Source organism: Pseudarthrobacter sp. As-47, from assembly GCF_058215595.1.
Genome location: NZ_CM177088.1, coordinates 1850582 through 1871254, shown reverse-complemented (window position 1 = coordinate 1871254; position 20673 = coordinate 1850582). Strand labels below are relative to the sequence as shown.

At 67.7% G+C, this 20673-nt stretch carries 19 protein-coding genes; 1 reads left to right on the top strand and 18 read right to left on the bottom strand.

The annotated features are described in order from the left end of the window. Positions 1–37: 37 nt before the first annotated feature. The 10 genes from AC4BCK_RS08580 to hisI form a co-directional block, all read right to left on the bottom strand. Complete coding sequence (locus AC4BCK_RS08580) at positions 38–1495, bottom strand: glutamate synthase subunit beta (protein ID WP_174179226.1); 1458 nt, start codon at positions 1493–1495, stop codon at positions 38–40. Beyond that, positions 1488–6101 (bottom strand): glutamate synthase large subunit, encoded by a 4614-nt coding sequence (gene gltB / locus AC4BCK_RS08575; protein ID WP_490566834.1) that lies wholly within the window; start codon positions 6099–6101, stop codon positions 1488–1490. The genes AC4BCK_RS08580 and gltB overlap by 8 nt, the downstream gene beginning before the upstream one ends. Before the next feature lie 263 nt (positions 6102–6364). Then, positions 6365–7519, bottom strand: a complete 1155-nt coding sequence (lgt, locus tag AC4BCK_RS08570; protein ID WP_490566833.1) for a prolipoprotein diacylglyceryl transferase — start codon at positions 7517–7519, stop codon at positions 6365–6367. Positions 7520–7523: 4 nt separating this feature from the next. Continuing rightward, complete coding sequence (gene trpA / locus AC4BCK_RS08565) at positions 7524–8348, bottom strand: tryptophan synthase subunit alpha (RefSeq protein WP_490566832.1); 825 nt, start codon at positions 8346–8348, stop codon at positions 7524–7526. Beyond that, entirely contained in the window at positions 8345–9685 is a 1341-nt protein-coding gene (gene trpB / locus AC4BCK_RS08560; RefSeq protein ID WP_363955259.1) for a tryptophan synthase subunit beta, read from the bottom strand. The genes trpA and trpB overlap by 4 nt, the downstream gene beginning before the upstream one ends. 115 nt (positions 9686–9800) lie before the next feature. Next, positions 9801–10622 (bottom strand): indole-3-glycerol phosphate synthase TrpC, encoded by an 822-nt coding sequence (gene trpC, locus AC4BCK_RS08555; RefSeq protein WP_174179244.1) that lies wholly within the window; start codon positions 10620–10622, stop codon positions 9801–9803. Next, the gene (locus tag AC4BCK_RS08550) at positions 10622–10909 is read right to left on the bottom strand and encodes an HGxxPAAW family protein (protein ID WP_104187722.1); all 288 of its coding nucleotides are present in this window, start codon (positions 10907–10909) and stop codon (positions 10622–10624) included. Before AC4BCK_RS08550 ends, trpC begins: the two co-directional genes overlap by 1 nt. A 104-nt stretch (positions 10910–11013) precedes the next feature. Continuing rightward, complete coding sequence (locus AC4BCK_RS08545) at positions 11014–11700, bottom strand: Trp biosynthesis-associated membrane protein (RefSeq protein ID WP_363955256.1); 687 nt, start codon at positions 11698–11700, stop codon at positions 11014–11016. Next, entirely contained in the window at positions 11700–13262 is a 1563-nt protein-coding gene (locus AC4BCK_RS08540; RefSeq protein ID WP_363955253.1) for an anthranilate synthase component I, read from the bottom strand. The genes AC4BCK_RS08545 and AC4BCK_RS08540 overlap by 1 nt, the downstream gene beginning before the upstream one ends. Positions 13263–13381: 119 nt before the next feature. Then, the gene (gene hisI / locus AC4BCK_RS08535) at positions 13382–13825 is read right to left on the bottom strand and encodes a phosphoribosyl-AMP cyclohydrolase (protein ID WP_188729999.1); all 444 of its coding nucleotides are present in this window, start codon (positions 13823–13825) and stop codon (positions 13382–13384) included. Between the two features lie 112 nt (positions 13826–13937). Here hisI and AC4BCK_RS08530 point away from each other — a divergent pair, with 112 nt between their 5' ends. Beyond that, positions 13938–14582: a TIGR03085 family metal-binding protein gene (locus AC4BCK_RS08530; protein WP_066280589.1), complete on the top strand. Its 645-nt coding sequence runs from the start codon at positions 13938–13940 to the stop codon at positions 14580–14582. Positions 14583–14630: 48 nt separating this feature from the next. On the opposite strand, the gene hisF is transcribed toward AC4BCK_RS08530, so the two are convergent. The 8 genes from hisF to ribD all read right to left on the bottom strand — a co-directional run bounded on the left by hisF (position 14631) and on the right by ribD (position 20597). Next, a complete protein-coding gene (gene hisF / locus AC4BCK_RS08525) occupies positions 14631–15422 on the bottom strand; it encodes an imidazole glycerol phosphate synthase subunit HisF (protein ID WP_364273769.1) in 792 nt (263 codons plus the stop codon). A 73-nt stretch (positions 15423–15495) separates the two neighbouring features. Further along, positions 15496–16356: an ATP phosphoribosyltransferase gene (gene hisG, locus AC4BCK_RS08520; RefSeq protein ID WP_174179254.1), complete on the bottom strand. Its 861-nt coding sequence runs from the start codon at positions 16354–16356 to the stop codon at positions 15496–15498. A 90-nt stretch (positions 16357–16446) separates the two neighbouring features. Next, a complete protein-coding gene (locus AC4BCK_RS08515; protein ID WP_015936881.1) occupies positions 16447–16710 on the bottom strand; it encodes a phosphoribosyl-ATP diphosphatase in 264 nt (87 codons plus the stop codon). A gap of 103 nt (positions 16711–16813) precedes the next feature. Beyond that, positions 16814–17302 (bottom strand): 6,7-dimethyl-8-ribityllumazine synthase, encoded by a 489-nt coding sequence (gene ribH / locus AC4BCK_RS08510; RefSeq protein WP_363955242.1) that lies wholly within the window; start codon positions 17300–17302, stop codon positions 16814–16816. A 70-nt stretch (positions 17303–17372) separates the two neighbouring features. Beyond that, positions 17373–18161: a GTP cyclohydrolase II gene (gene ribA / locus AC4BCK_RS08505; protein WP_366284926.1), complete on the bottom strand. Its 789-nt coding sequence runs from the start codon at positions 18159–18161 to the stop codon at positions 17373–17375. Further along, the gene (gene ribB / locus AC4BCK_RS08500; protein WP_366284929.1) at positions 18158–18889 is read right to left on the bottom strand and encodes a 3,4-dihydroxy-2-butanone-4-phosphate synthase; all 732 of its coding nucleotides are present in this window, start codon (positions 18887–18889) and stop codon (positions 18158–18160) included. The genes ribA and ribB overlap by 4 nt, the downstream gene beginning before the upstream one ends. Continuing rightward, positions 18886–19530 (bottom strand): riboflavin synthase, encoded by a 645-nt coding sequence (locus AC4BCK_RS08495; protein ID WP_400592294.1) that lies wholly within the window; start codon positions 19528–19530, stop codon positions 18886–18888. The genes ribB and AC4BCK_RS08495 overlap by 4 nt, the downstream gene beginning before the upstream one ends. Beyond that, complete coding sequence (ribD, locus tag AC4BCK_RS08490; RefSeq protein ID WP_364273868.1) at positions 19530–20597, bottom strand: bifunctional diaminohydroxyphosphoribosylaminopyrimidine deaminase/5-amino-6-(5-phosphoribosylamino)uracil reductase RibD; 1068 nt, start codon at positions 20595–20597, stop codon at positions 19530–19532. The genes AC4BCK_RS08495 and ribD overlap by 1 nt, the downstream gene beginning before the upstream one ends. Between the last annotated feature and the right edge of the window lie 76 nt (positions 20598–20673).

The window sequence follows — 20673 nt, the reverse complement described above, 5'->3', positions numbered from 1 at the left end:
GGTTAAGTTGTCACGGAGGTGAACCTCCGGTGTATCGCTAGAGGACGGCGATGGCGCGGTCCGTCGGGGCCACGGGAGCGGGCAGGATGGTGCTGCCCATCAGGTACTTGTCCACGGCTGCGGCGGCGGCGCGCCCCTCGGCGATCGCCCACACAATGAGCGACTGGCCGCGGCCGGCGTCACCGGCCACGAAGACGCCCTCGGTGTTGGTCATGTAGTAGCCGTCGCGGGACACGTTGCCGCGGCCGTCGAATTCGGCCTTGACCTGCTCGGTGATGCCGGCGGGTTCCGCTCCGGTGAAGCCCAGGGACAGGAACACCAGGTCCGCGGGAATGATCCGCTCCGTTCCGGCCTTGGGCAGGCGCTTGCCGTCAACGAATTCCGTCTCGGCCACCTTGACGCCCGTGAGCTTGCCGTCCTCGCCTACGAACTCCACGGTGGAGGCGAGGTACGTGCGCTCACCGCCTTCCTCGTGGGCGCTGGCAACCTCGAACAGCGTGGGGAACGTCGGCCACGGCTGGTGGCCGGCGCGCTCCGACGGCGGCTGCTTGCCGATCGCCAGGGTGGTGACCGAGGCTGCACCATGCCGGTGCGCAGTGCCGAGGCAGTCCGCGCCGGTGTCGCCGCCGCCGAGGATCACCACGTGCTTGCCCTGGGCGTGGATCTGGTTTTCGATGGTCTCCCCGGCCACGGCGCGGTTAGCCGGAACCAGGTAGTCCATGGCGAAGTGGACGCCGTCCAGGTCGCGGCCCGGGATGGGCAGGTCCCTGGGGACGGTTGCGCCGGTGCAGACCACCACGGCGTCGTAACGCCGCCGCAGCTGCTCCCAGGTCACGTCGGTACCCACGGCGACGCCAGTCCGGAAGCGGGTGCCTTCCGCCTTCATCTGCTCGACGCGGCGGTCCACCTGCTCCTTTTCCATCTTGAAGTCGGGGATGCCGTAGCGGAGCAGGCCGCCGATCTTGTCGTCGCGCTCGTACACGGCCACGGTGTGGCCCACTCGGGTGAGCTGCTGCGCCACTGCCAGCCCTGCGGGGCCGGAGCCGACGACGGCTACCGTCTTGCCAGTCAGGCGTGCGGGAGGCAGGGGCTCCACCCAGCCGTTGTCCCAGGCCTCGTCAATGATGGAGACTTCCACCTGCTTGATGGTGACCGCAGGCTGGTTGATCCCCAGGACGCAGGAGGCTTCGCACGGTGCCGGGCAGAGACGGCCGGTGAACTCCGGGAAGTTGTTCGTGGCGTGGAGGCGCTCGATGGCTTCCTCGCCCTTGTCCCGCCACGTGAGGTCGTTCCACTCGGGAATCAGGTTGCCCAGCGGGCAGCCCTGGTGGCAGAACGGAACGCCGCAGTCCATGCAGCGGCCGGCCTGGGCCTTCAGGGTGCCCTTCTCCTGCGCCTCGTACACTTCCTTCCAGTCCATGATGCGGACGGGAACGGGACGGCGCGGCTGGGTTTCACGCTGGCGTACTTTCAAAAATCCGCGTGGATCAGCCACCGGTTACCTCCAGGATTCGGGACCACACTTCTTCGCCGTCGGGGTCCAGGCCCTCTTCGATGGCGTCGAGACGGGTCTGCAGTACGGCAGCGTAGTCGCGCGGCAGCACCTTGGTAATGCGGGCGGCGGTGTCATCGAAGTTTTCGAGGAGGCGCGCCGCCAGCTGGGAATCAGTTTCTTCAACGTGCTTGACCAGCAGGCCGTGCACAATGTCGCGGTCCTCGGCGTCCAGCTCGCGGAGCTGGAGTTCGCCGGACTGCAGGGCGTCCTTGTTGACGCTGGCAGCGTCCAGGTCAAGGACGTAGGCGGTACCGCCGGACATGCCGGCGCCGAAGTTGCGTCCGGTGCGGCCGATGATCAGCGTCTGGCCGCCGGTCATGTACTCACAGCCATGGTCGCCGATGCCTTCGACCACGGCGGTGGCGCCTGAGTTGCGGACCAGGAAGCGTTCGCCCACCTGGCCGCGCAGGAACATCTCGCCGCTCGTGGCGCCGTAGCCGATCACGTTGCCGGCGATGACGTTGGTCTCCGCCTTGAACACGTTGGTGCGGTCCGGGCGGACGATGATGCGGCCGCCGGAGAGGCCCTTGCCCACATAGTCATTGGAGTCGCCGAACAGCCGCAGGGTGATGCCCGCGGGCAGGAACGCGCCCAGGGACTGGCCGGCGGTGCCGCTCAGGGTGATATCGATGGTGTCCGTGGCCAGGACATCGGTGCCGAACGTCTTGGTGACGACGTGCCCCAGCATGGTGCCCACAGAACGGTCCGTGTTGATGACGTCCACGGCAATCTTGACCGGGCTGCGGTCCGTCAGTGCCTCGGTGGACATGGTGATGAGGCGCTGGTCGAAGTGCTTGTCCAGCTCGTGGTTCTGGCCGGTCATGTTCCGCAGCGGGGCGTCGTCGTCGAACTCCAGCCCGTGCAGGATGGGGTCCAGGTCCAGGCCGTCGGCCTTCCAGTGGTTGACGGCGTCCCGGGCGTCCAGGACCTCGGCGTGGCCGATTGCCTCCTCCAGGCTGCGGAAGCCGAGCTCGGCCAGGATTTCGCGGACTTCCTCGGCAAGGAACTCGAAGAAGTTGACCACGAATTCCGGCTTGCCGCTGAAGCGTGCGCGGAGTTCCGGGTTCTGCGTCGCCACGCCCACCGGGCAGGTGTCCAGGTGGCAGACGCGCATCATGATGCAGCCTTCCACCACCAGCGGGGCAGTGGCGAAGCCGAACTCCTCGCCGCCGAGCAGCGCGGCGATGACCACGTCGCGGCCGGTCTTGAGCTGGCCGTCAACCTGCACCACCACGCGGTCGCGCAGGCCGTTGAGCATCAGGGTCTGCTGGGTCTCGGCCAGGCCGAGCTCCCACGGAACACCTGCGTGCTTGAGCGAGTTCAGCGGCGAGGCGCCGGTTCCGCCGTCATGGCCGGAGACCAGTACGACGTCGGCCTTCGCCTTGGTCACACCGGCGGCAACCGTGCCGATGCCTACCTCGGAGACGAGCTTGACGTGCACCCGGGCCGAGGGGTTGGCGCGCTTGGCATCGTAGATGAGCTGCGCGAGGTCCTCGATGGAGTAGATGTCGTGGTGCGGGGGCGGGGAAATGAGCCCGACGCCGGGCGTCGAGTGCCGCGTCCGGGCCACCCACGGGTAGACCTTCTGCGCCATGAGCTGGCCGCCCTCGCCGGGCTTGGCGCCCTGGGCCATCTTGATCTGGATGTCGTCCGCGTTGGTCAGGTACAGGCTGGTGACGCCGAACCGGCCGGACGCGATCTGCTTGACGGCCGAGCGGCGCTTGGGGTCGAGCAGGCGGTCAACGTCCTCGCCGCCTTCACCGGTGTTGGACTTGCCGCCCAGCTGGTTCATGGCGATGGCCAGCGTCTCGTGGGCCTCCTGGGAGATGGAGCCGTAGCTCATGGCACCCGTGGAGAACCGCTTGACGATGCTGGAGACAGGCTCCACCTCCTCCAGCGGAACGGGCGGGCGCTCGTTCTTGAACTTGAGGAGGCCACGGAGGGTCATCAGGTTCTCGGACTGGTCGTCCACTCCCCTGGTGTACGCCTTGAAGATGTCGTAGCGGCGCTCACGCGTGGCGTGCTGCAGCCGGAACACCGTCTCCGGGTTGAACAGGTGGGGCTCGCCGTCACGGCGCCACTGGTACTCGCCGCCGCCCAGCAGCGGGCGGTGGGGCTGCTCGATGCCGCCCTCGGGGTAGGCCATCTGGTGGCGCGCGGAAACCTCCGCGGCGATGACGTCCAGGCCCACGCCGCCAAGCTGCGAGTAGGTGCCGGCGAAGAATTCGTCCACCAGTTCCTGGCCCAGGCCGAGCGCCTCGAACGTCTGGGCGCCGGTGTAGGACGCCACCGTGGAGATGCCCATCTTGGACATGATCTTCAGGACGCCCTTGCCGAGGCCCTTGATCAGGTTGTACACGCCGTCCTGCGGGGTGACCCCGGTGACGTCGCCGGCGGCAATCAGCTGCTCCACCGATTCCATGGCCAGGTACGGGTTGACGGCGGAGGCGCCGTAGCCGATCAGGACGGCCACATGGTGTGTCTCGCGGACGTCGCCGGCTTCCACCACCAGGGCAGTCTTGGTGCGGTTGGCGCTGCGCAGCAGGTGGTGGTGCACGGCGCTGACCAGCAGCAGCGACGGGATGGGCGCCCACTGGGCATTGGAGTCACGGTCGGAGAGCACCACGTACTGCACGCCGCGGTTGATGGCACCGGACACCTGCTCGCAGATCTCGGTGAGCCGTGCGCGGAGTGCGTTCTCGCCACCCTCGGGGCGGTAAAGCCCGCGGACCTTCATGGCCACCTTGTCGCCGTCGGCGTTTTCAATGTTGGCGATCTTGGCGAGCTGGTCGTTGTTGATCACCGGGAACGGCAGCTGGACCTGCGGCTGGCGGACCTGCTTGGTGTCCAGCAGGTTGCCGTTGGGGCCAATGGCACAGGTCAGGGAGGTGACCAATTCCTCACGGATGGCGTCCAGCGGCGGGTTGGTCACCTGCGCGAAGGACTGCACGAAGTAGTCGAAGAGCAGGCGGGGGCGCTTGGACAGCACCGCCACCGGGGTGTCCGAGCCCATCGCGCCCAGCGGTTCAGCGCCGGTGCGGGCCATCGGGCCGAGCAGGATCTTCAGTTCCTCGGTGGTGTAGCCGAAGGTGCGCTGGCGGATGTTCACCGACGCGGCCGTGTGGACCACGTGCTCGCGCTCGGGGAGCTCGTTGAGGTCGATCAGGTTGTCCTTGACCCACTCCGCCCACGGGTTGGCGGCGGCGACCTCGGCCTTGACCTCCTCATCGTCGATGACGCGGCCGGCTTCGGTGTCCACCAGGAACATCTTGCCCGGGGACACACGGCCCTTCTTGACCACCTTGGAGGCTTCGACGTCGATGACGCCCACCTCGGAGGCGAAGACGATCAGGCCGTCCTCGGTGATCCAGAAGCGCCCGGGACGCAGGCCGTTGCGGTCCAGCGTGGCGCCCACCAGGCTGCCGTCGGTGAAGGAGACGGCGGCGGGGCCGTCCCACGGTTCCATCAGCAGGGAGTGGTACTCGTAGAACGCGCGCCGGGCCGGATCCATGGTGGCGTGGTTTTCCCAGGCCTCGGGGATCATCATCATGATCGAGTGCGTGATGGGGCGGCCGGACAGCCACAGCAGCTCGGCCACCTCGTCGAAGGACGCGGAGTCCGAGGCGCCCGGGGTGCAGATGGGGTACAGCTCTTCCGGGGTGTCGCCCAGCAGCGGGTTGGCCAGCTGCGACTGGCGGGCGCGCATCCAGTTCCGGTTGCCCTTGACCGTGTTGATTTCGCCGTTGTGCGCGATGGTGCGAAACGGCTGGGCCAGCGGCCAGGACGGGAAGGTGTTGGTGGAGAAGCGTGAGTGGACGATTGCCAGCTTGGTCTTGAAGCGCTTGTCCGAGAGGTCCGGGTAGAACGGCTCCAGCTGGGCGGTGGTGAGCATGCCCTTGTAGACAATGGTGCGCGAGGACAGCGACGGGAAGTAGACGCCGAACTTGTTCTGGGCCCGCTTGCGGATCCGCCAGGCGCGCGAATCCAGCTCATTGCGGTCCAGTTCCTCGCCGGTGGCGGATGCCAGGAAGGGCTGGGAGAAGTAGGGCATGCAGGCGCGTGCCATGGCACCGACCAGGTCCGCGACGATGGGCACTTCGCGCCAGCCGAGGACCGTCAGGCCCTCGTCGGCTGCCAGGCCCTCGATGCCGGCCTTCGCGGCGTCGGCCTCGCGCTGTTCGGCGGGGAGGAAGGCGGTGCCGGCCACGTACTGGCCGGGAGCGGGAAGTTCGAACTCCGTGACCGCGCGGAAGAATTCGTCCGGGATCTGCATGAGGAGGCCCGCGCCGTCACCGGTGCCCTCGTCCGCGCCCACGGCACCGCGGTGCTCAAGGTTGCGCAGGGCGGTGAGGGCGGCGTCCACAATGTCATAGCCGGGCTCGCCGCGGAGGGTGGCGATGATCGCAAGACCGCAGGCGTCCTTCTCCTGCTCCGGGTTGTAGAGCCCGGCCGCCTCCGGCAGGGCTGCGAAGCGCTTGAACGGCGACATGGCAGTCTCAGGCTGGTCCGGTTCTGACCAGCTGGGAGTGTGAAGAGTTTGGGTCATGGGAGACGTCCTTCCTCCTGATCGTGCGTATGGAAGGGACACCGTTGGCCCCACTCGTCGGCGCCGCTCTGATGGGCACAACAAAGTGTTATTTACTGGAAATTGTAGGTCAGCATGGCCTGCTGAACTAACAGTTACGCAGGCCCCTGCCCCGGGCAACACCGGACAGCAGCTCTATGCTGTCCAGGGTGGCCCCGCTGCCACGACGCTGTGGTGATTGGGCGCTTCGAGCGGTGGCTCTGCTGCCCTGCCTGGCCCGCGCGCTACTTGGTAGCGCCGGCTTCCGGCGCGGTTCCTGTGGCAGTGCTGCCGGACTTTCCGGCGGCCGTTGCATCCGGTCCGGGCGTTGGGCCCGCCGGTGCAGCCGCGGCCTCTTCCGTTGGCACGGAAGCACGCCGGGAACCGTTTTGGTTATCAGGGAGATTATCACGCGATTCACTATCTGAGACAACAGTGTCCGGATCACGGACCTCGTCGCCGGCCGCTGCTGCGGCCTTCGGACCGTCAGACTTCTCCGGCTCACGGCCCGGCAAGTACACGGTGTCCCGCCCGGTGCGCTTTTTCCTTCCCAGCAGGATGAAGGCCGCCAGGGCTGCCAGGAAAACGAAGATGCTGGTCCAGACGTTCAGGCGGGTGGTGATGCCGAACAGTTCGATCTGCTCGGCGTCATCTATCCGCATCGCCTCGATCCAGACCCGGCCCAGTGTGTAGTACATGGCGTAGAGCCAGAAGAGCCTGCTGCGGCGAAAGTTGAACTTCCGGTCCAGTGCGAGCAGGAGGACGACGCCGGCCAGGTTCCACAGCGATTCGTACAGGAACGTGGGGTGGAACAGCGTGTCCGCCGGAGTTCCGCCCGGAAAGTTGGGGTTGTCGGCGTCGATCTGCAGGGCCCACGGCAGGGTGGTGGGGCCGCCGAAGAGTTCCTGGTTGAAGTAGTTGCCCCAGCGGCCGATGGCCTGGGCCAGCAGCAGTCCGGGGGCGGCGGCGTCCAGGAAGGCGCTGAGCTTGACGCCGCTGCGCCGGCAGCCGATCCAGGCACCCACGACACCCAGCACAACGGCGCCCCAGATGCCGAGTCCGCCGCGCTGGATCTGCGGGATGAGGGACAGGTCGCCGGTGCCGTCGAATCCGGGGCCGAAGTAGGCGTCGGGTGAGGACACCACGTGGTAGAGGCGGCCGCCGATGATGCCGAAGGGGATGGCCCAGACCACGATGTCCCAGACGCTGCCTTCAGGTGCGCCCCGGCGTGCCCAGCGGACGGAGGTCAGCCAGAGGCCCGCCACGATGCCCGCCAGGATGCACAGTGCGTAGGCGTGGATGCGCAGCGTTCCCCAGGGAAGGGGAATATCGAACCCGGACCAGTCCGGGCTCGGAATACTGGCCGGCACCAGGGCGGCTGCCTGAAGGAGGGTCTGCATGGGTTTAGGCTTCTTCCTCTGTCAGTCCGGTGCGGCTCAGTCCGGCGCTGAGGTCCTTGGTGAGGGCAGCGACGGCGTCCACACCGCCGTCGCGGATTGCTGCCACCAGGGCGGTGCCCACGATGACCCCTTCGGCGTAGGCGGCGATCTCGCGGACCTGTCCGGCGTTGGAGACGCCGAGGCCAACGCACACCCGCTCGGCGCCGGCGGCGTGTGCGGCGGCCACCACGTCCTTGGCCGCGGTGCTGACGGAGGTCCGGGCGCCGGTGACGCCCATGATGGACACCGCGTAGACGAAGCCCCGGCTGGCGTCCACCGTCCGCTGCATGCGCTCGGTGGTGGAGGACGGTGCAACCAGAAACACGCGGTCCAGGCCGTACTTGTCGGAGGCGTCCATCCATTCGGCAGCCTCATCCGGAATGAGGTCAGGGGTGATGAGCCCTGCTCCCCCGGCCTCGGCCAGGCGGCGGGAAAACTCGTCCACGCCCATCCGGACCACAGGGTTCCAGTAGGTCATGACCAGGACGGCGGCATCGGTCCTGCTGGTGATGCCCTGCACGACGTCGAACACCTGGCTGACGGAGAAACCCTTGGCCAGCGCCTCGGTGGTGGCGGCCTGGATGACCTGGCCGTCCATCACGGGGTCGGAGTAGGGAATGCCGATCTCGATGAGGTCGGCACCGTTCTCAGCCAGGGCGATGCCGGCGGCGATGGTCTCCTCGACGCTGGGGTAACCGGCGGGAAGGTAGCCGATAAGGGCTGCGCGGCCCTCGGCACGGGCCTTGTCAATGGCGGCCGCTGACTTGCTGGCGGTCTGTGCAGTGGTCACAGCTGTTCCCCCTCTTTGCCGATTTCCGACTCGGCGGAATCCTTGTCCAACAGGTTGAACCATTCGGCTGCGGTGGCCACATCCTTGTCCCCGCGGCCCGAAAGGTTCACAATGACGATCTTGTCCTGCGCCGTCCCGCCGCTGGCCGCGGCTTCGGCGGCGAGGCGCTGGCCCACCTTGATGGCCCCCGCCAGGGCATGGGAGGACTCGATGGCGGGAATGATGCCTTCCGTGCGGCACAGCAGCCGGAAGGACTCCATGGCCTCGCTGTCCGTGATGGGCTCGTAGCTCACCCGTCCGATGTCCGCCAGGTAGGAGTGCTCGGGGCCCACACCGGGGTAGTCGAGGCCTGCGGAAATCGAGTGCGACTCGATGGTCTGTCCGTCGTCGTCCTGCATGAGGTAAGAACGGGCACCGTGCAGCACGCCGGGCTTGCCCAGCGTGATGGTAGCCGCGTGGCGTCCGGTGTCCACGCCGTCACCGCCGGCTTCGAAGCCGTAGATCTTCACGGACGGATCGTCCAGGAAGCCGTGGAAGATGCCGATGGCGTTGGAGCCGCCGCCGATGCACGCGCAGACAGCGTCGGGGAGCCGGCCTTCCTGCTCGAGGATCTGGGCGCGGGCTTCCTCGCCGATGACTTCGTGGAAGTACCGGACCATGGCCGGGAACGGGTGGGCCCCGGCTGCGGTGCCCAGGAGGTAGTGGGTGTTGTCCACGTTGGCCACCCAGTCGCGCAGGGCGTCGTTGATGGCGTCCTTGAGGGTCTGCGATCCGCTGGTCACGGGGATCACGGTGGCGCCAAGGAGTTCCATGCGGGCAACGTTCAGCGCCTGGCGGCGGCAGTCCTCGGCACCCATGTACACCACGCATTCGAGCCCCATGAGGGCAGCGGCGGTGGCGCTGGCCACGCCGTGCTGGCCTGCGCCGGTCTCGGCGATGACGCGGGTCTTGCCCATCCTCTTGGCGAGCAGCGCCTGGCCGAGGACGTTGTTGATCTTGTGCGATCCGGTGTGGTTGAGGTCCTCGCGCTTGAGGAAGATGCGCACGCCCCCGGCATGCTGGGAGAAGCGCTTGGCTTCGGTCAGGAGCGACGGCCGGCCGGAGTAGTTCTTGTTCAGGTCGGCGATCTGGGCCCGGAATTCGGGATCTTCCTTGGCCTTGTTGAAGGTTTCCTCGAGTTCGTCCAGCGCGGCGATCAGGGATTCCGGCATCCACCGTCCGCCGTAGCTTCCGAAATACGGTCCCGGGGCGTGCTTGAGGGACTCTCCCTGCAGGAATGCTTCGGCGGCATTGTTGTCAGTATCGTTGTCGGCGTTGCCGGAGGGTGCTTCAGCCATCAGTCCCGTCCTCTTCCAGTTGGATGTTTCTCAAAGTGTGGTTCCTGCGGGCCGGCCGTGCAGGACCGGCCGACGGGGCACAGCCCCGCCTTCTGCTCCTGCACCTTTGTGTGCGTCAGCCGCGGGCGGCAATGGCGGCGGCGCCTGCCGCCTTGAACTCGGCGATCCGCTCCTGCGGTGTCGAGTGGCTCACCAGGGCCTCGCCGACGAGGACGGCGTTGGCGCCGCTGGCGGCGTAGTGCGTGACGTCGTCGGCGTCCCGTACGCCGGACTCGGCAACCACCACTGCCCCGGCCGGGATCTGCCCTGCCAGCGAGGCGAAAACGGAACGGTCGACGTCGAGCGTCTTCAGGTTCCGTACGTTGACGCCGATGATGCGCGCCTGCGCGGCAACGGCCCGCTCGATTTCCTCTTCGGTGTGCGTTTCCACCAGCACGTTCATGCCAAGTTCGCGGCTGAGGGCGCTGAACTCGGCGAGCTGGGCGTCGGAGAGCGCGGCAACGATGAGGAGGATCAGGTCCGCGCCGTGGGCGCGGGCTTCCCAGATCTGGTACTCGTCAAGCGTGAAGTCCTTCCGCAGGAGCGGAACGTCGACGGCGGCCCGCACGGCGTCGAGGTCCGCGAGGGACCCGCTGAAGCGGCGCTGCTCGGTGAGGACACTGATGACGGAGGCACCGCCGTCGGCATACTGCCTGGCGAGGGACGCGGGGTCCCCGATAGCGGCGAGGTCCCCCTTGGAGGGGCTGCGGCGTTTGATTTCCGCGATGACTTTGAGCTCAGCCCGGGAGGGCGAAGGGCCGCCGAGCGCTGCCCAGGCGTCGCGGGCAGGTGCCGCGGCCTGCGCCAGGTCCTTCAGTTCAGCCAGTGAAACAAGCTGTTTCCGGGCCTCCATATCCTCCCTGACACCGGCGTTGATGTCATCGAGAACAGTGGACATCAGTGGCCGGAGTTCTTCAGCTTGCTGCCTTCAACGCCGTAGCCTGCCTTGCGCATGATGTAGCCCAGGATCAGGCCGAGCACCATGACGCCGCCGCCGGCAATGAAGATGGGGGTGTTGGCAATGACGAACGCGATTGACATGATCAGGGCGCCGACCAGCATCACGATGACGCAGGTCCAGGCTGCGGGGCTGTTGCCGTGGCCAAGTTCCTGGCTGTGGTCGATGACGCCCGGGGCTACCGTGCGGGTGCCGGACTTGGAAACGGACGCAGGTGCTTTGCTCATGGAAATCTCCTCAGGGTGAATACTGCTTACATTCTGCCATTTTTTGGCCCGCAACCGTTTATCGGGCGGCGCGCTGCCGGTGCCCGGTGTCCGAGCGGGGCGCGTCAGGTGGGATCGTCGCCGCGGGAGAGCCGGTCCCAGCTGTCGATCTCGTCGACGGGACCCGCGGCCGCGGGGCTGCCCGCGGCCGGTGCGTCATATTTCGTCCGGGCTTTCCAGTGCCGTCCGGCGGGGACGATCACAAGGGCAGCCAGTGCCAGCAGGCATCCGGCCACGACGGCGAGGACCGGGAATGCTGTGACAGCCACCTGGGCCTGGCTTCCGGTGACGCCGGTCGCTTCCGCTATGGATCCCTGGGCGGCCGCCAGTGGGCTGGCGAGGACCGTCGCGGCTGCTGCGACAATTCCGGCGGCGGCCAGGACGATGATGGCGGTGATGATCCACCGGGCAATCCGGCCGGCAATGGCGGCTGCCAGGCCCCCGGCGAGGGCCACCAGAGCCAGGGCCGTGACGGCGGTGGCCGCCTTGGTGCCCTGCACCGGGAGCGGTTCCTGCGCGGCGCCGCCCTGGCCAAGCTGGTTCGGGTCGAGGGTCACACTGATCCAGGTCTGGGTGGTGGTGCCGAAAACCGCCAGCGCCAGCACGGCAATGAGCAGTACCAGCGTGGACTTACGGGCCCAGGCCGGCGCCGCGGGACCCTTGGCCGCAGCTGCCGCCTGCCCTGCGCCTGCCTGTCCCGATACGGGTTCCCGTGCTGATGAGGGTTCCTGTGAGCCTTCCGGACGGGGCATCAGGAGTCCGACCCGCCGGGAAGCGAGTCCGCGGAGATGTTCTGCAAGGTGCCCGCGGTGTGGACGGCGCGGAGGGGCGCCGCGGCCTTGTTGACGGTTTCCAGGGCCTCGGTGTCGTTGACCGAATCAGCCACGATGCCGCCCCCGGCCTGGACGTAGGCGCGCCCGTCCCGGATCAGCGCGGAGCGGATGGCGATGGCCATGTCCATGTCGCCGGCGAAATCCAGGTAGCCCACCACTCCGCCGTAGATGCCCCGGCGGTGCGGTTCGAGTTCATCCAGGAGCCGCAGCGCACGTGGTTTGGGGGCGCCGGACAGCGTGCCGGCCGGGAAGGTTGCCTTCAGCACGTCGTAGGCCTTGGCCTGGGGCGACAGCTGTCCCACAACGGTGGAGACCAAGTGCATGATGTGGCTGAAGCGCTCCACCTCCATGAACTGGGTAACGTCCACCGTCCCCGCCACGCAGACCTTGGACAGGTCGTTCCGTGAGAGGTCCACCAGCATCAGGTGTTCAGCGCGTTCCTTCTGGTCCGCCAGGAGTTCCTCGGCGAGTGCCTTGTCCGCCTCCACCGTCCGGCCCCGAGGCCGGGACCCGGCAATGGGGTGGGTGATGACTTCCTCACCGGTCACCGTCACCAGCGCCTCGGGCGAGGAGCCAACAATGGAGTACTCCCGGCCGTCAGCGTCCTCGAGGCTGAAGATGTACATGTAGGGGCTGGGGTTGGTGTTCCGCAGGACCCGGTAGACGTCCAGGGCCGATGCCTGGCACTCCATTTCGAAGCGGCGGGAGATGACCACCTGGAACACCTCGCCGTCCACGATGGCCTCCTTGCCGCGGTCCAGGGCAGCCAGGTACTCGGCCTCGTCCCAGCGTTCCTGGACGCTGGAGGCAAAGTCCAGTGCCACGGGAGCCAGGACCGAGACGGGCTGCGCCACGGGGGTGCTGACCTTGGCGAGCAGCGCCTTGACCCGGGCCACGGCGTCGTGCCAGGCCTCATCCACCCGCTCGGAGCTGTCATCGAAGTTGATGGCGTTGGCGATAAGCAGCACGGTGCCGTCCACATTGTCGTGGACCGCCATGTCCGTAACCAGGTTCAACGCCATTTCCGGAAGCTGCAGGTCGTCCTCGGGCGGGCTGACCAGGCGTTCCCAGTGCCGGACCGTTTCCCAGCCCAGGAATCCCACCAGTCCGGAGGTAAAAGGCGGCAATCCGTCGAACCTGTCGGTGCGGAGGGCTTCAATGGTGTCGCGGATGGCGTCCACGGGGCTGCCGTCCACGGGGACGCCGGCGGGAGGCTGGCCCAGCCAGTGTGCGTTACCGTCCTTGGTGGTCAGGGTGGCCCTGGACCTCGCGCCGATGAACGAGTAGCGGGACCAGGCCCCGCCTACTGCCGCGGATTCCATCAGGAAGGTGCCGGGCTGGCCGTTGGCGAGCTTCCGGTACAGGCCGATGGGGGTCTCGGCGTCCGCGAGCACCTTAAGCCGGACGGGGATGACGCGGCTGTGCCCGGCCAGCTCCCGGAATTCCTCGAGGCCCGGGCTGATGATTCCAAGGTCCTGCATGGCTATGCTGTTCCGCCTGTTCTCGTTGGGCCGTCTGCGCCGGCGCCTGTGGGTGTGCTTGCGGGGGGTGGCCGGCCCTCCCCCGCGTGACCGCAACTAGCTGCGGTTCCTGAAGATGTTCAGCCCGCCTGGCCGGTGGTGACAGCCAGGTCCCGGCCGTCGAAGCAGGTGCGGGTGCCGGTGTGGCACGCTGCGCCCACCTGGTCCACCCGCACCAGCAGCGCATCGCCGTCGCAGTCCATCGCCACGGACTTGACCCACTGCACGTGCCCGGAGGTGTCCCCCTTGCGCCAGTACTCCTGGCGGGAACGCGAGTAGAAGGTGACCCGCCCGGTGGTCATGGTGCGGTGCAGGGCTTCGTCGTCCATCCAGCCCAGCATCAGGACCTCGTTGGTGTCGTATTGCTGCACCACCGCGGCCACCAGGCCGGCACTGTCACGCTTGAGCGCGGCGGCCAGTTCCCCCGGGAGCGGGCTTGGGGATGATGCGGCGGCCGGGCCGGGCGTGGCAGCCACAGGCACGGCGGAGCCGGGGTTCGGGACGGGGGCGGGGTACTCAGACATCAGGTCAAGTCTAGTGCCTGCGCCGCGGCCCCTAACGTGTGTGAACAACGGCACGCCAGCAGGGGCGGCCGCGCTGCCCAACTCCGCGCCGGTCATGCTAGTTTCACAAGTGATGCATTTCGTCGAACCGTCCCGAGAAGTCCTGGCCGAGACCCTGCTTGCGGCCGGTCCTGATGCGCCCACGCTGTGCAAGGGCTGGCGCACCAGGGACCTTGCCGCGCACCTGTACCTGCGCGAACGCAAAGCAGCCGTAGGGCTGGGCCTGATTATCAAACGGCTGGCCAAAGCCTCGGACCAGGCCACTGCCAGGCTCGCCGCGAAACTGACCACCGCCGAAGCGTACGCAAAGCTGGTCAACACGTTCCGGGCAGGACCGCCTGCGCTGTCCCCTATGAACATCAAGGCCCTCGACGAGAGCTCCAACCTCATCGAATACTTCGTGCACACGGAGGATATCCGCCGCGCCGTTGACCGGTGGGCGCCGCGGGCACTCGACGAGGCGTACTCGGAGGCGCTCTGGGACGAACTCGTCAAGCGCGCCGCGATCCTTTACCGCGGCGTTGACCTGGGAATCGTCCTGGTCCGGCCGTCCGGGCCCCGCCACGTTGCCAAGCGCGCACCTGTTTCGGTGGCCATCGTGGGCGAGCCGGGCGAGCTGCTGATGCACGCCCACGGCCGCACCCGCCACGCGCTGGTGACCTTCGAAGGCCAGCCCGACGCCGTCGCCCTCCTCCAGTCAGCCGAAGTCGGCCTCTAAAAGCGCTGGCCCACGCCCGCAGGGTTCCCTGGGCGAAGCGAAGCGAGATTAGTGAACGGGCGGGGAGCGGACTTCGAAGCCTGCGTTCCGGATAGCGTCCTTGACTTGGGACATCATGTTGTCCGGTCCCCAGTGGAAGATCGATGCTGCCAGCACGGCGTCTGCACCGGCGGCCACGGCCGGCGGGAAGTGGGCAGGCTCCCCTGCTCCGCCGGACGCGATGATGGGCACCTTGACCGCAGCCCGGACCAGCCTGATGAGCTCCAGGTCGAAGCCGTCCTTGGTGCCGTCAGCGTCAATGGAGTTGAGCAGGATCTCCCCTACGCCGCGGTCCGCGGCTTCCCTGGCCCATGCAATGGCGTCGATCCCGGTGCCGGTCCGCCCGCCGTGGGTGGTCACTTCGAATCCCGACGGCGTGGGCTGGGACCCGGGGCGGGTGCGGCGGGCATCGAGGGACAGGACAAGCACCTGCGAGCCGAAGTGCCGGGTGATTTCGTCAATGACATCGGGCCGGGCAACGGCGGCGGTGTTGATGGACGCCTTGTCCGCTCCGTAGCGCAGCAGCTTGTCCACCTCGGCAACACCGCGGACGCCGCCGCCCACCGTGAGCGGGATGAAGACTTCCTCCGCGGTGCGGCGGACGACGTCGAACGTTGTTTCCCGGTTGCCCGAGGACGCCGTGACGTCCAGGAAGGTCAGCTCGTCCGCGCCGGCGTTGTCGTAGCGGTGCGCCAGCTCCACGGGATCGCCGGCGTCCCGCAGGCCTTCGAAGTTAACGCCTTTGACGACGCGCCCGGCGTCCACGTCGAGGCAGGGAATGACGCGTACTGCTACTGCCATGGGAGCTCCTGGAAATTCTGTCTTTTTGCTGCGCTGGGTTGTTAGAGCGCGGGTCGGTACTGCGGGGGCCGGCTCAGATGCGGCAGGCGTGGATGCTGCTGACCAGGATGGCGCGTGCGCCGAGGTCGTACAGCTCGTCCATGATCCGGTTGGTTTCCTTCTTCGGGACCATGGAGCGGACGGCCACCCAGTCGGAATCCCGCAGCGGGGAGACGGTGGGCGATTCCAGGCCGGGGGTCAGCGCAGCGGCGCTTTCCACCAGTTCCTTGCGGATGTCGTAGTCCATCAGTACATACTGGCGCGCCACCAGGACGCCCTGGAGGCGGCGGATCAGGACCTCGATCTCCTTGGCGGTGCCGTTCGCGGCGCCGCCTTCGCCGGTGCGGCGGATCAGCACGGCCTCGGACTTCAGGATGGGATCGCCGAAGATCTCCATTCCGGCGGCTTTGAGGGTGTTGCCGGTTTCGACGACGTCGGCGATGGCGTCTGCCACGCCCAGCCTGACCGATGATTCAACGGCGCCGTCAAGGCGGACTACCTTGGCGTTGATGCCCTTCCCGGCGAGGTAGCCGCGGAGCAGGCCGTCGTAGCTGGTGGCCAGCCGCTTGCCCTCAAGCTGCTCCACCTTGGCGAAGTCCCCGACGGGACCTGCAAAACGGAATGTGGACGCCGCGAAGCCCAGCGGAAGGAGCTCTTCCGCCTCCACTTCGGCATCCAGGAGAAGGTCGCGTCCGGTGATGCCGACGTCGAGCGTTCCCTGGCCGACGTACACCGCGATGTCCCGCGGGCGGAGGAAGAAGAACTCGATGTCGTTGTCCGGGTCCACCATGACGAGTTCACGGGTGTCCCGCCGCTGGCGGTAGCCCGCCTCGGAGAGCATGGCAGAGGCGGCTTCGGACAGGGAGCCCTTGTTGGGGACGGCTACTCGCAGCATTGGGGGTCTTTCTGGTGTGGGGAGGTCTAGGTGTTCAGGCAATGCAGGCCACGGCGGGCACCGGCGGCGTGGAGCGCGCCGGACCGGTGGCTACAGATGCTTGTAGACGTCTTCCAGGGTCAGGCCTTTGGCGAGCATCAGAACCTGCAGGTGGTACAGCAGCTGGGAGATTTCCTCTGCCGCGGCTTCATCGGATTCATATTCGGCAGCCATCCATACTTCGGCTGCTTCCTCAACGACTTTCTTGCCGATGCCGTGGACACCGGAGTCCAATTCAGCGACGGTGCGGGAGCCTTCCGGGCGGGTGGCTGCCTTCTCGCTGAGCTCAGCGAACAGCGTCTCGAAATTCTTCACGCCCTCCAGCCTACTTGCTGCAGCCCACAGGGCGCTTCCCGGGCCGTTGCATGACGGGCGCGATGTGAGCGAATACACACGCGCGCCCGTCCTGCGGGCTCCGTTACTTGCCGTACTGCTTGAGCACGACGGCGGTGGTCAGCGCCGCGGTGACGGCCTCGTGGCCTTTGTCTTCCTTGGAGCCGGGAAGGCCGGCACGGTCCAGGCCCTGCTGTTCGGTGTCGCAGGTCAGGACGCCGAAGCCCACCGGGACGCCGGTGCGCACGCTGACGTCGGTGAGTCCCGACGTCGCTGCCTGGCACACGTAGTCAAAGTGCGGGGTTCCGCCGCGGATGACGACGCCGAGGGCCACGACGGCGTCGAAGTGCGGTGCGAGCCGGGCGGCGGCAACCGGCAGCTCAAAGCTTCCCGGTACGCGCAGGACGGTGGGCTCGGCGATGCCGGCGTCCTTCGCTGCCCGGAGCGCTCCGTCCAGGAGCCCGTCCATGATCTGGGTGTGCCAGCTGGCCGCCACAATCGCCAGCCGCAGCTGGGACGTTTCTGCGGGGTTGAGGGTGCTGAGGTCGATATCGGGGGCGCCGTGTCCGCTCATGGGTCAGTCTCTTCCGTTCAGTGGTGGTGTGTGTTGTCAGTGCCGGGGCCGTAGGGCAGGCCTCAGCCGGTCAATCTTGTTCGTGGTCGAAGGTTTCCGGGGTGGTGACGGGAACAGCCACCACATGGGTGTCCAGCAGCAGCCGGTGTTCCATGCGGTCCTTCTTGGTGCGCAGGTAGCGGATGTTCTCGTCGCGGGACGGTACTTCGGTGGGAACCATCTCCACAACCTTCACACCAGCCCGTGCCAGCCTGTTCTGCTTGTCCGGGTTGTTGCTCAGGAGCCGCACCTCATGGAGTCCCATCTCCGCGAGGACCTGGGCCGCGGCGTTGTAAGAGCGGGCGTCCACGGGAAGGCCCAGCTGCTCGTTGGCCTCGACCGTGTCAAAGCCGGCCTCCTGCAGTGCGTAGGCCTTGATCTTGTTGGCCAGGCCGATGCCCCGGCCTTCCTGCCCCCGCAGGTAGAGCAGGGTGCCGCCGTTTTGCTGGATCATTTCCAGGGCGAAGGCAAGCTGCTCCCCGCAATCGCAGCGGTAGGACCCAAAAATGTCGCCGGTGAGGCATTCCGAGTGCAGCCGGACGAGGGGGGCCTTGCCGTCCTTGGGCGGGTTGGGGGAACTGACGGCCAGGTGCTCCACGCCGGTCACCAGGTCGGTCCAGGCCTGCGCCACGAAATCACCGAAGGCCGTGGGCAGCTGCACTATCGGGCCGCCACTCACGGGGTGCGGGGCAACGCCGCTGCTGCTGCGCTCCTGACCGTTGGCGGAGGATCCGTGACTTTTCGGGGAAGTCCCCAAACCGTCCCGGGAATTTCCGTGGCCGTTCGGCGAACCGCTGTCGCGGGCTGTCGAAGAGGTCATCGTGTCTCCTTCTTGCCGCCCGCAACTTCGCGGGCGCTCTCCGTGGGCTGGGCTTCCCCCGCTGCGAGGTAGGCCGCCAGATCCTCTATGGAGATCAGGGGGCAGCCATGCTCTGCCGCGAAGGTCCGGAGCCCGTCCAGGCGCATCATCTCGCCGTCGTCGTACACAACTTCTGCTATCACGCCCACCGGTTCGAGGCCGGCCAGGCGGCACAGATCCACCGCAGCCTCGGTGTGGCCGGGGCGTTCCCGCACACCACCGTCAACTGCACGGAGCGGAAATATATGCCCGGGCCTGGTCAGGGACGCCGGCACGGCGTGGGGGTCGGCCAGGACCCTGGCGGTAAGGGCCCGGTCCGTGGCGGAGATTCCTGTGCTCACACCCAGCGCGGCGTCGCAGGAAACGGTGTACGCGGTTCCCTTGGCGTCCTCGTTGACCGCCACCATGGGAGGCAGCGCAAGGGCATCCGCCCGCTCGCCGGACAGCGGAACGCAGATGACGCCCGAGCTGTAGCGGATGGTCCATCCCATCAGCGCGGGGGTGGCATGCTGTGCCGCGAAGATGATGTCGCCCTCGTTTTCGCGGTCCTCGTTGTCCACCACGAGCACCGGCCTGCCGGCGGCCATAGCCTGCACTGCCACTTCAATCGAGTCGAGCCCGCGGGCATCGGGGGCAGGAACGACGCCTGCCGGCGCTGCCTCTGGTTCGAGCCGGAGCACGGCGTTCACAGTGCACCTCCGTCAGCAGCTGCCGGCGCCGAAGTCCTGAACGCAAGGAGGCGTTCCGTGTACTTGGCCAGGACGTCCACTTCGAGGTTGACCCGGCTGCCCGTGGTCTTGGAACCCAGCCCGGTTTCGGCCAGGGTGGTGGGGATCAGGCCCACTTCGAACCAGGCCTCGGGCTCGGCGGCCTCGCTGACGGCGGTGACGGTGAGGGAGACGCCGTCGATGGCGATCGAGCCCTTTTCCGCGATGTAGCGGGCCAGGTTGGCGGGCACGCCGAACCGGAGCCGCTCCCAGTTGCCCAGTGCTTCCCGTTCCAGCAGCACGCCGACGCCGTCAACATGCCCCTGCACCACATGCCCGTCCAGCCGGCCACCCGCAGGGACGCAGCGCTCAAGGTTGACGGAGTCGCCCGGCGCCAGTTCGCCGATGGTGCTGCGGACCAAAGTCTCCCCCATCACGTCGACGCTGAAGTCCGCGCCGTTGATCCAGGTGGCCGTCAGGCAGACCCCGTTCACGGCCACGGAGCCGCCCAGGGCGAGCCCTTCAGTGCTGCCAGGCGCATGCAGCCGAAGGGTGGCGCTGGCGTCCCCGTCCCGCTCGACGGACAGAACGTGCCCTTGTTCGGCAATAATTCCGGTAAACATCAGTGGCCTTCCTGGGCTTGTTCCGCGGTTGCGCGGGATGGTTGGGGGTCTAGGGCAACGGTTCGTTTCGGTCTCAGGTGGAGTCTCAGGTCGCGGCCCAGCCTGCGCACGGCACCGCCGTCGGACTCGTCCCATTCCCACTGCTGGGCGTCGGCGAGGGTGGTGATGCCGAGGCCGTCCAGGGCCGGTGTGCCGGAGCCGAGCAGGGTGGGCGCCAGGTACACGATGAGCTCATCCACGAGTCCGGCGGCAAGGAACGCGCTCAGGATGCGCGAGCCTCCCTCGACCATGAGGTGGCGGGTCCCGGACGCGTAGAGCAGGGACAACGCCTCGTGCGGGTCGCGGGTGCGCAGGTGCGTGACCCGCCCGTCAGTTCCGCGTACGGCGGCCCCGCCTGGGACGTCCCGCAAGCCCATGACAGCCCGGACCGGCTGGTTCGGCGCCGGTGTTCCCTGCGGGTCGCGGGCGGTGAGCCGGGGGTTGTCCACCAGGACGGTCTGGGTGCCCACCAGGATGGCGTCGATCCGCCCGCGGATGGCGTGGTTGTCCGCGAGGGATTCCGGGCTGGATATCCACTGGCTGGTGCCGTCCTGGGCAGCGATGCGGCTGTCCAGCGTCTGGGCGATGTGGAGGGTGACGAAAGGCCGCTTCGCGGTCACCGCCTCAAACCACTGCCGGTTCAGGTCCAGGGATTCAGCGGCTCCCAGGCCGCTGCGGACGCGGACGCCGGCGGCCCGCAGCGTTGCTGCTCCACCTGCCGCAGGGTCGTGCGGATCGTCCACGGCGTAAACGACGTCCGTTATTCCGGCGGCAATAATGGCCTGCGCGCACGGCCCGGTGCGCCCGAGGTGGTTGCAGGGCTCCAGCGTCACCAGCATGGTGCAGCCTGAGAGATCCACGCCCGCTGCTGCCGCCTGGGCGATGGCGTCGGCCTCCGCATGCGCGGTGCCGGCGCCGCGGTGGAACCCGGTGATCAGGTGGTTGCCCTCAGGATCGACGACGACGGCGCCCACCAGGGGGTTCGCCCCGCGCGGGCCCCGCAGGGCTGCTTGCAGCGCAGCCTCCATGGCCCTGGTCTCGCCTGCGCTGAAGGCGGTAACGACGCCGTCGGCGGGCTGGAGCGGGTGGCCCGGATGCAGGGCG

Excerpts from the sequence above, each read along its gene's own strand:
- hisF (WP_364273769.1), bottom strand. The coding sequence starts at position 15,422 with ATGGCAGTAGCAGTACGCGTCATTCCCTGCCTCGACGTGGACGCCGGG.
- hisI (WP_188729999.1), bottom strand. The coding sequence starts at position 13,825 with ATGTCTGAGTACCCCGCCCCCGTCCCGAACCCCGGCTCCGCCGTGCCT.
- ribA (WP_366284926.1), bottom strand. The coding sequence starts at position 18,161 with ATGACCTCTTCGACAGCCCGCGACAGCGGTTCGCCGAACGGCCACGGA.
- lgt (WP_490566833.1), bottom strand. The coding sequence starts at position 7,519 with ATGCAGACCCTCCTTCAGGCAGCCGCCCTGGTGCCGGCCAGTATTCCG.
- trpC (WP_174179244.1), bottom strand. The coding sequence starts at position 10,622 with ATGTCCACTGTTCTCGATGACATCAACGCCGGTGTCAGGGAGGATATG.
- AC4BCK_RS08550 (WP_104187722.1), bottom strand. The coding sequence starts at position 10,909 with ATGAGCAAAGCACCTGCGTCCGTTTCCAAGTCCGGCACCCGCACGGTA.
- AC4BCK_RS08545 (WP_363955256.1), bottom strand. The coding sequence starts at position 11,700 with ATGCCCCGTCCGGAAGGCTCACAGGAACCCTCATCAGCACGGGAACCC.
- gltB (WP_490566834.1), bottom strand. The coding sequence starts at position 6,101 with ATGACCCAAACTCTTCACACTCCCAGCTGGTCAGAACCGGACCAGCCT.
- ribH (WP_363955242.1), bottom strand. The coding sequence starts at position 17,302 with ATGAGCGGACACGGCGCCCCCGATATCGACCTCAGCACCCTCAACCCC.
- ribD (WP_364273868.1), bottom strand. The coding sequence starts at position 20,597 with ATGGAGGCTGCGCTGCAAGCAGCCCTGCGGGGCCCGCGCGGGGCGAAC.
- trpB (WP_363955259.1), bottom strand. The coding sequence starts at position 9,685 with ATGGCTGAAGCACCCTCCGGCAACGCCGACAACGATACTGACAACAAT.
- hisG (WP_174179254.1), bottom strand. The coding sequence starts at position 16,356 with ATGCTGCGAGTAGCCGTCCCCAACAAGGGCTCCCTGTCCGAAGCCGCC.
- AC4BCK_RS08530 (WP_066280589.1), top strand. The coding sequence starts at position 13,938 with ATGCATTTCGTCGAACCGTCCCGAGAAGTCCTGGCCGAGACCCTGCTT.
- AC4BCK_RS08495 (WP_400592294.1), bottom strand. The coding sequence starts at position 19,530 with ATGTTTACCGGAATTATTGCCGAACAAGGGCACGTTCTGTCCGTCGAG.
- AC4BCK_RS08540 (WP_363955253.1), bottom strand. The coding sequence starts at position 13,262 with ATGCAGGACCTTGGAATCATCAGCCCGGGCCTCGAGGAATTCCGGGAG.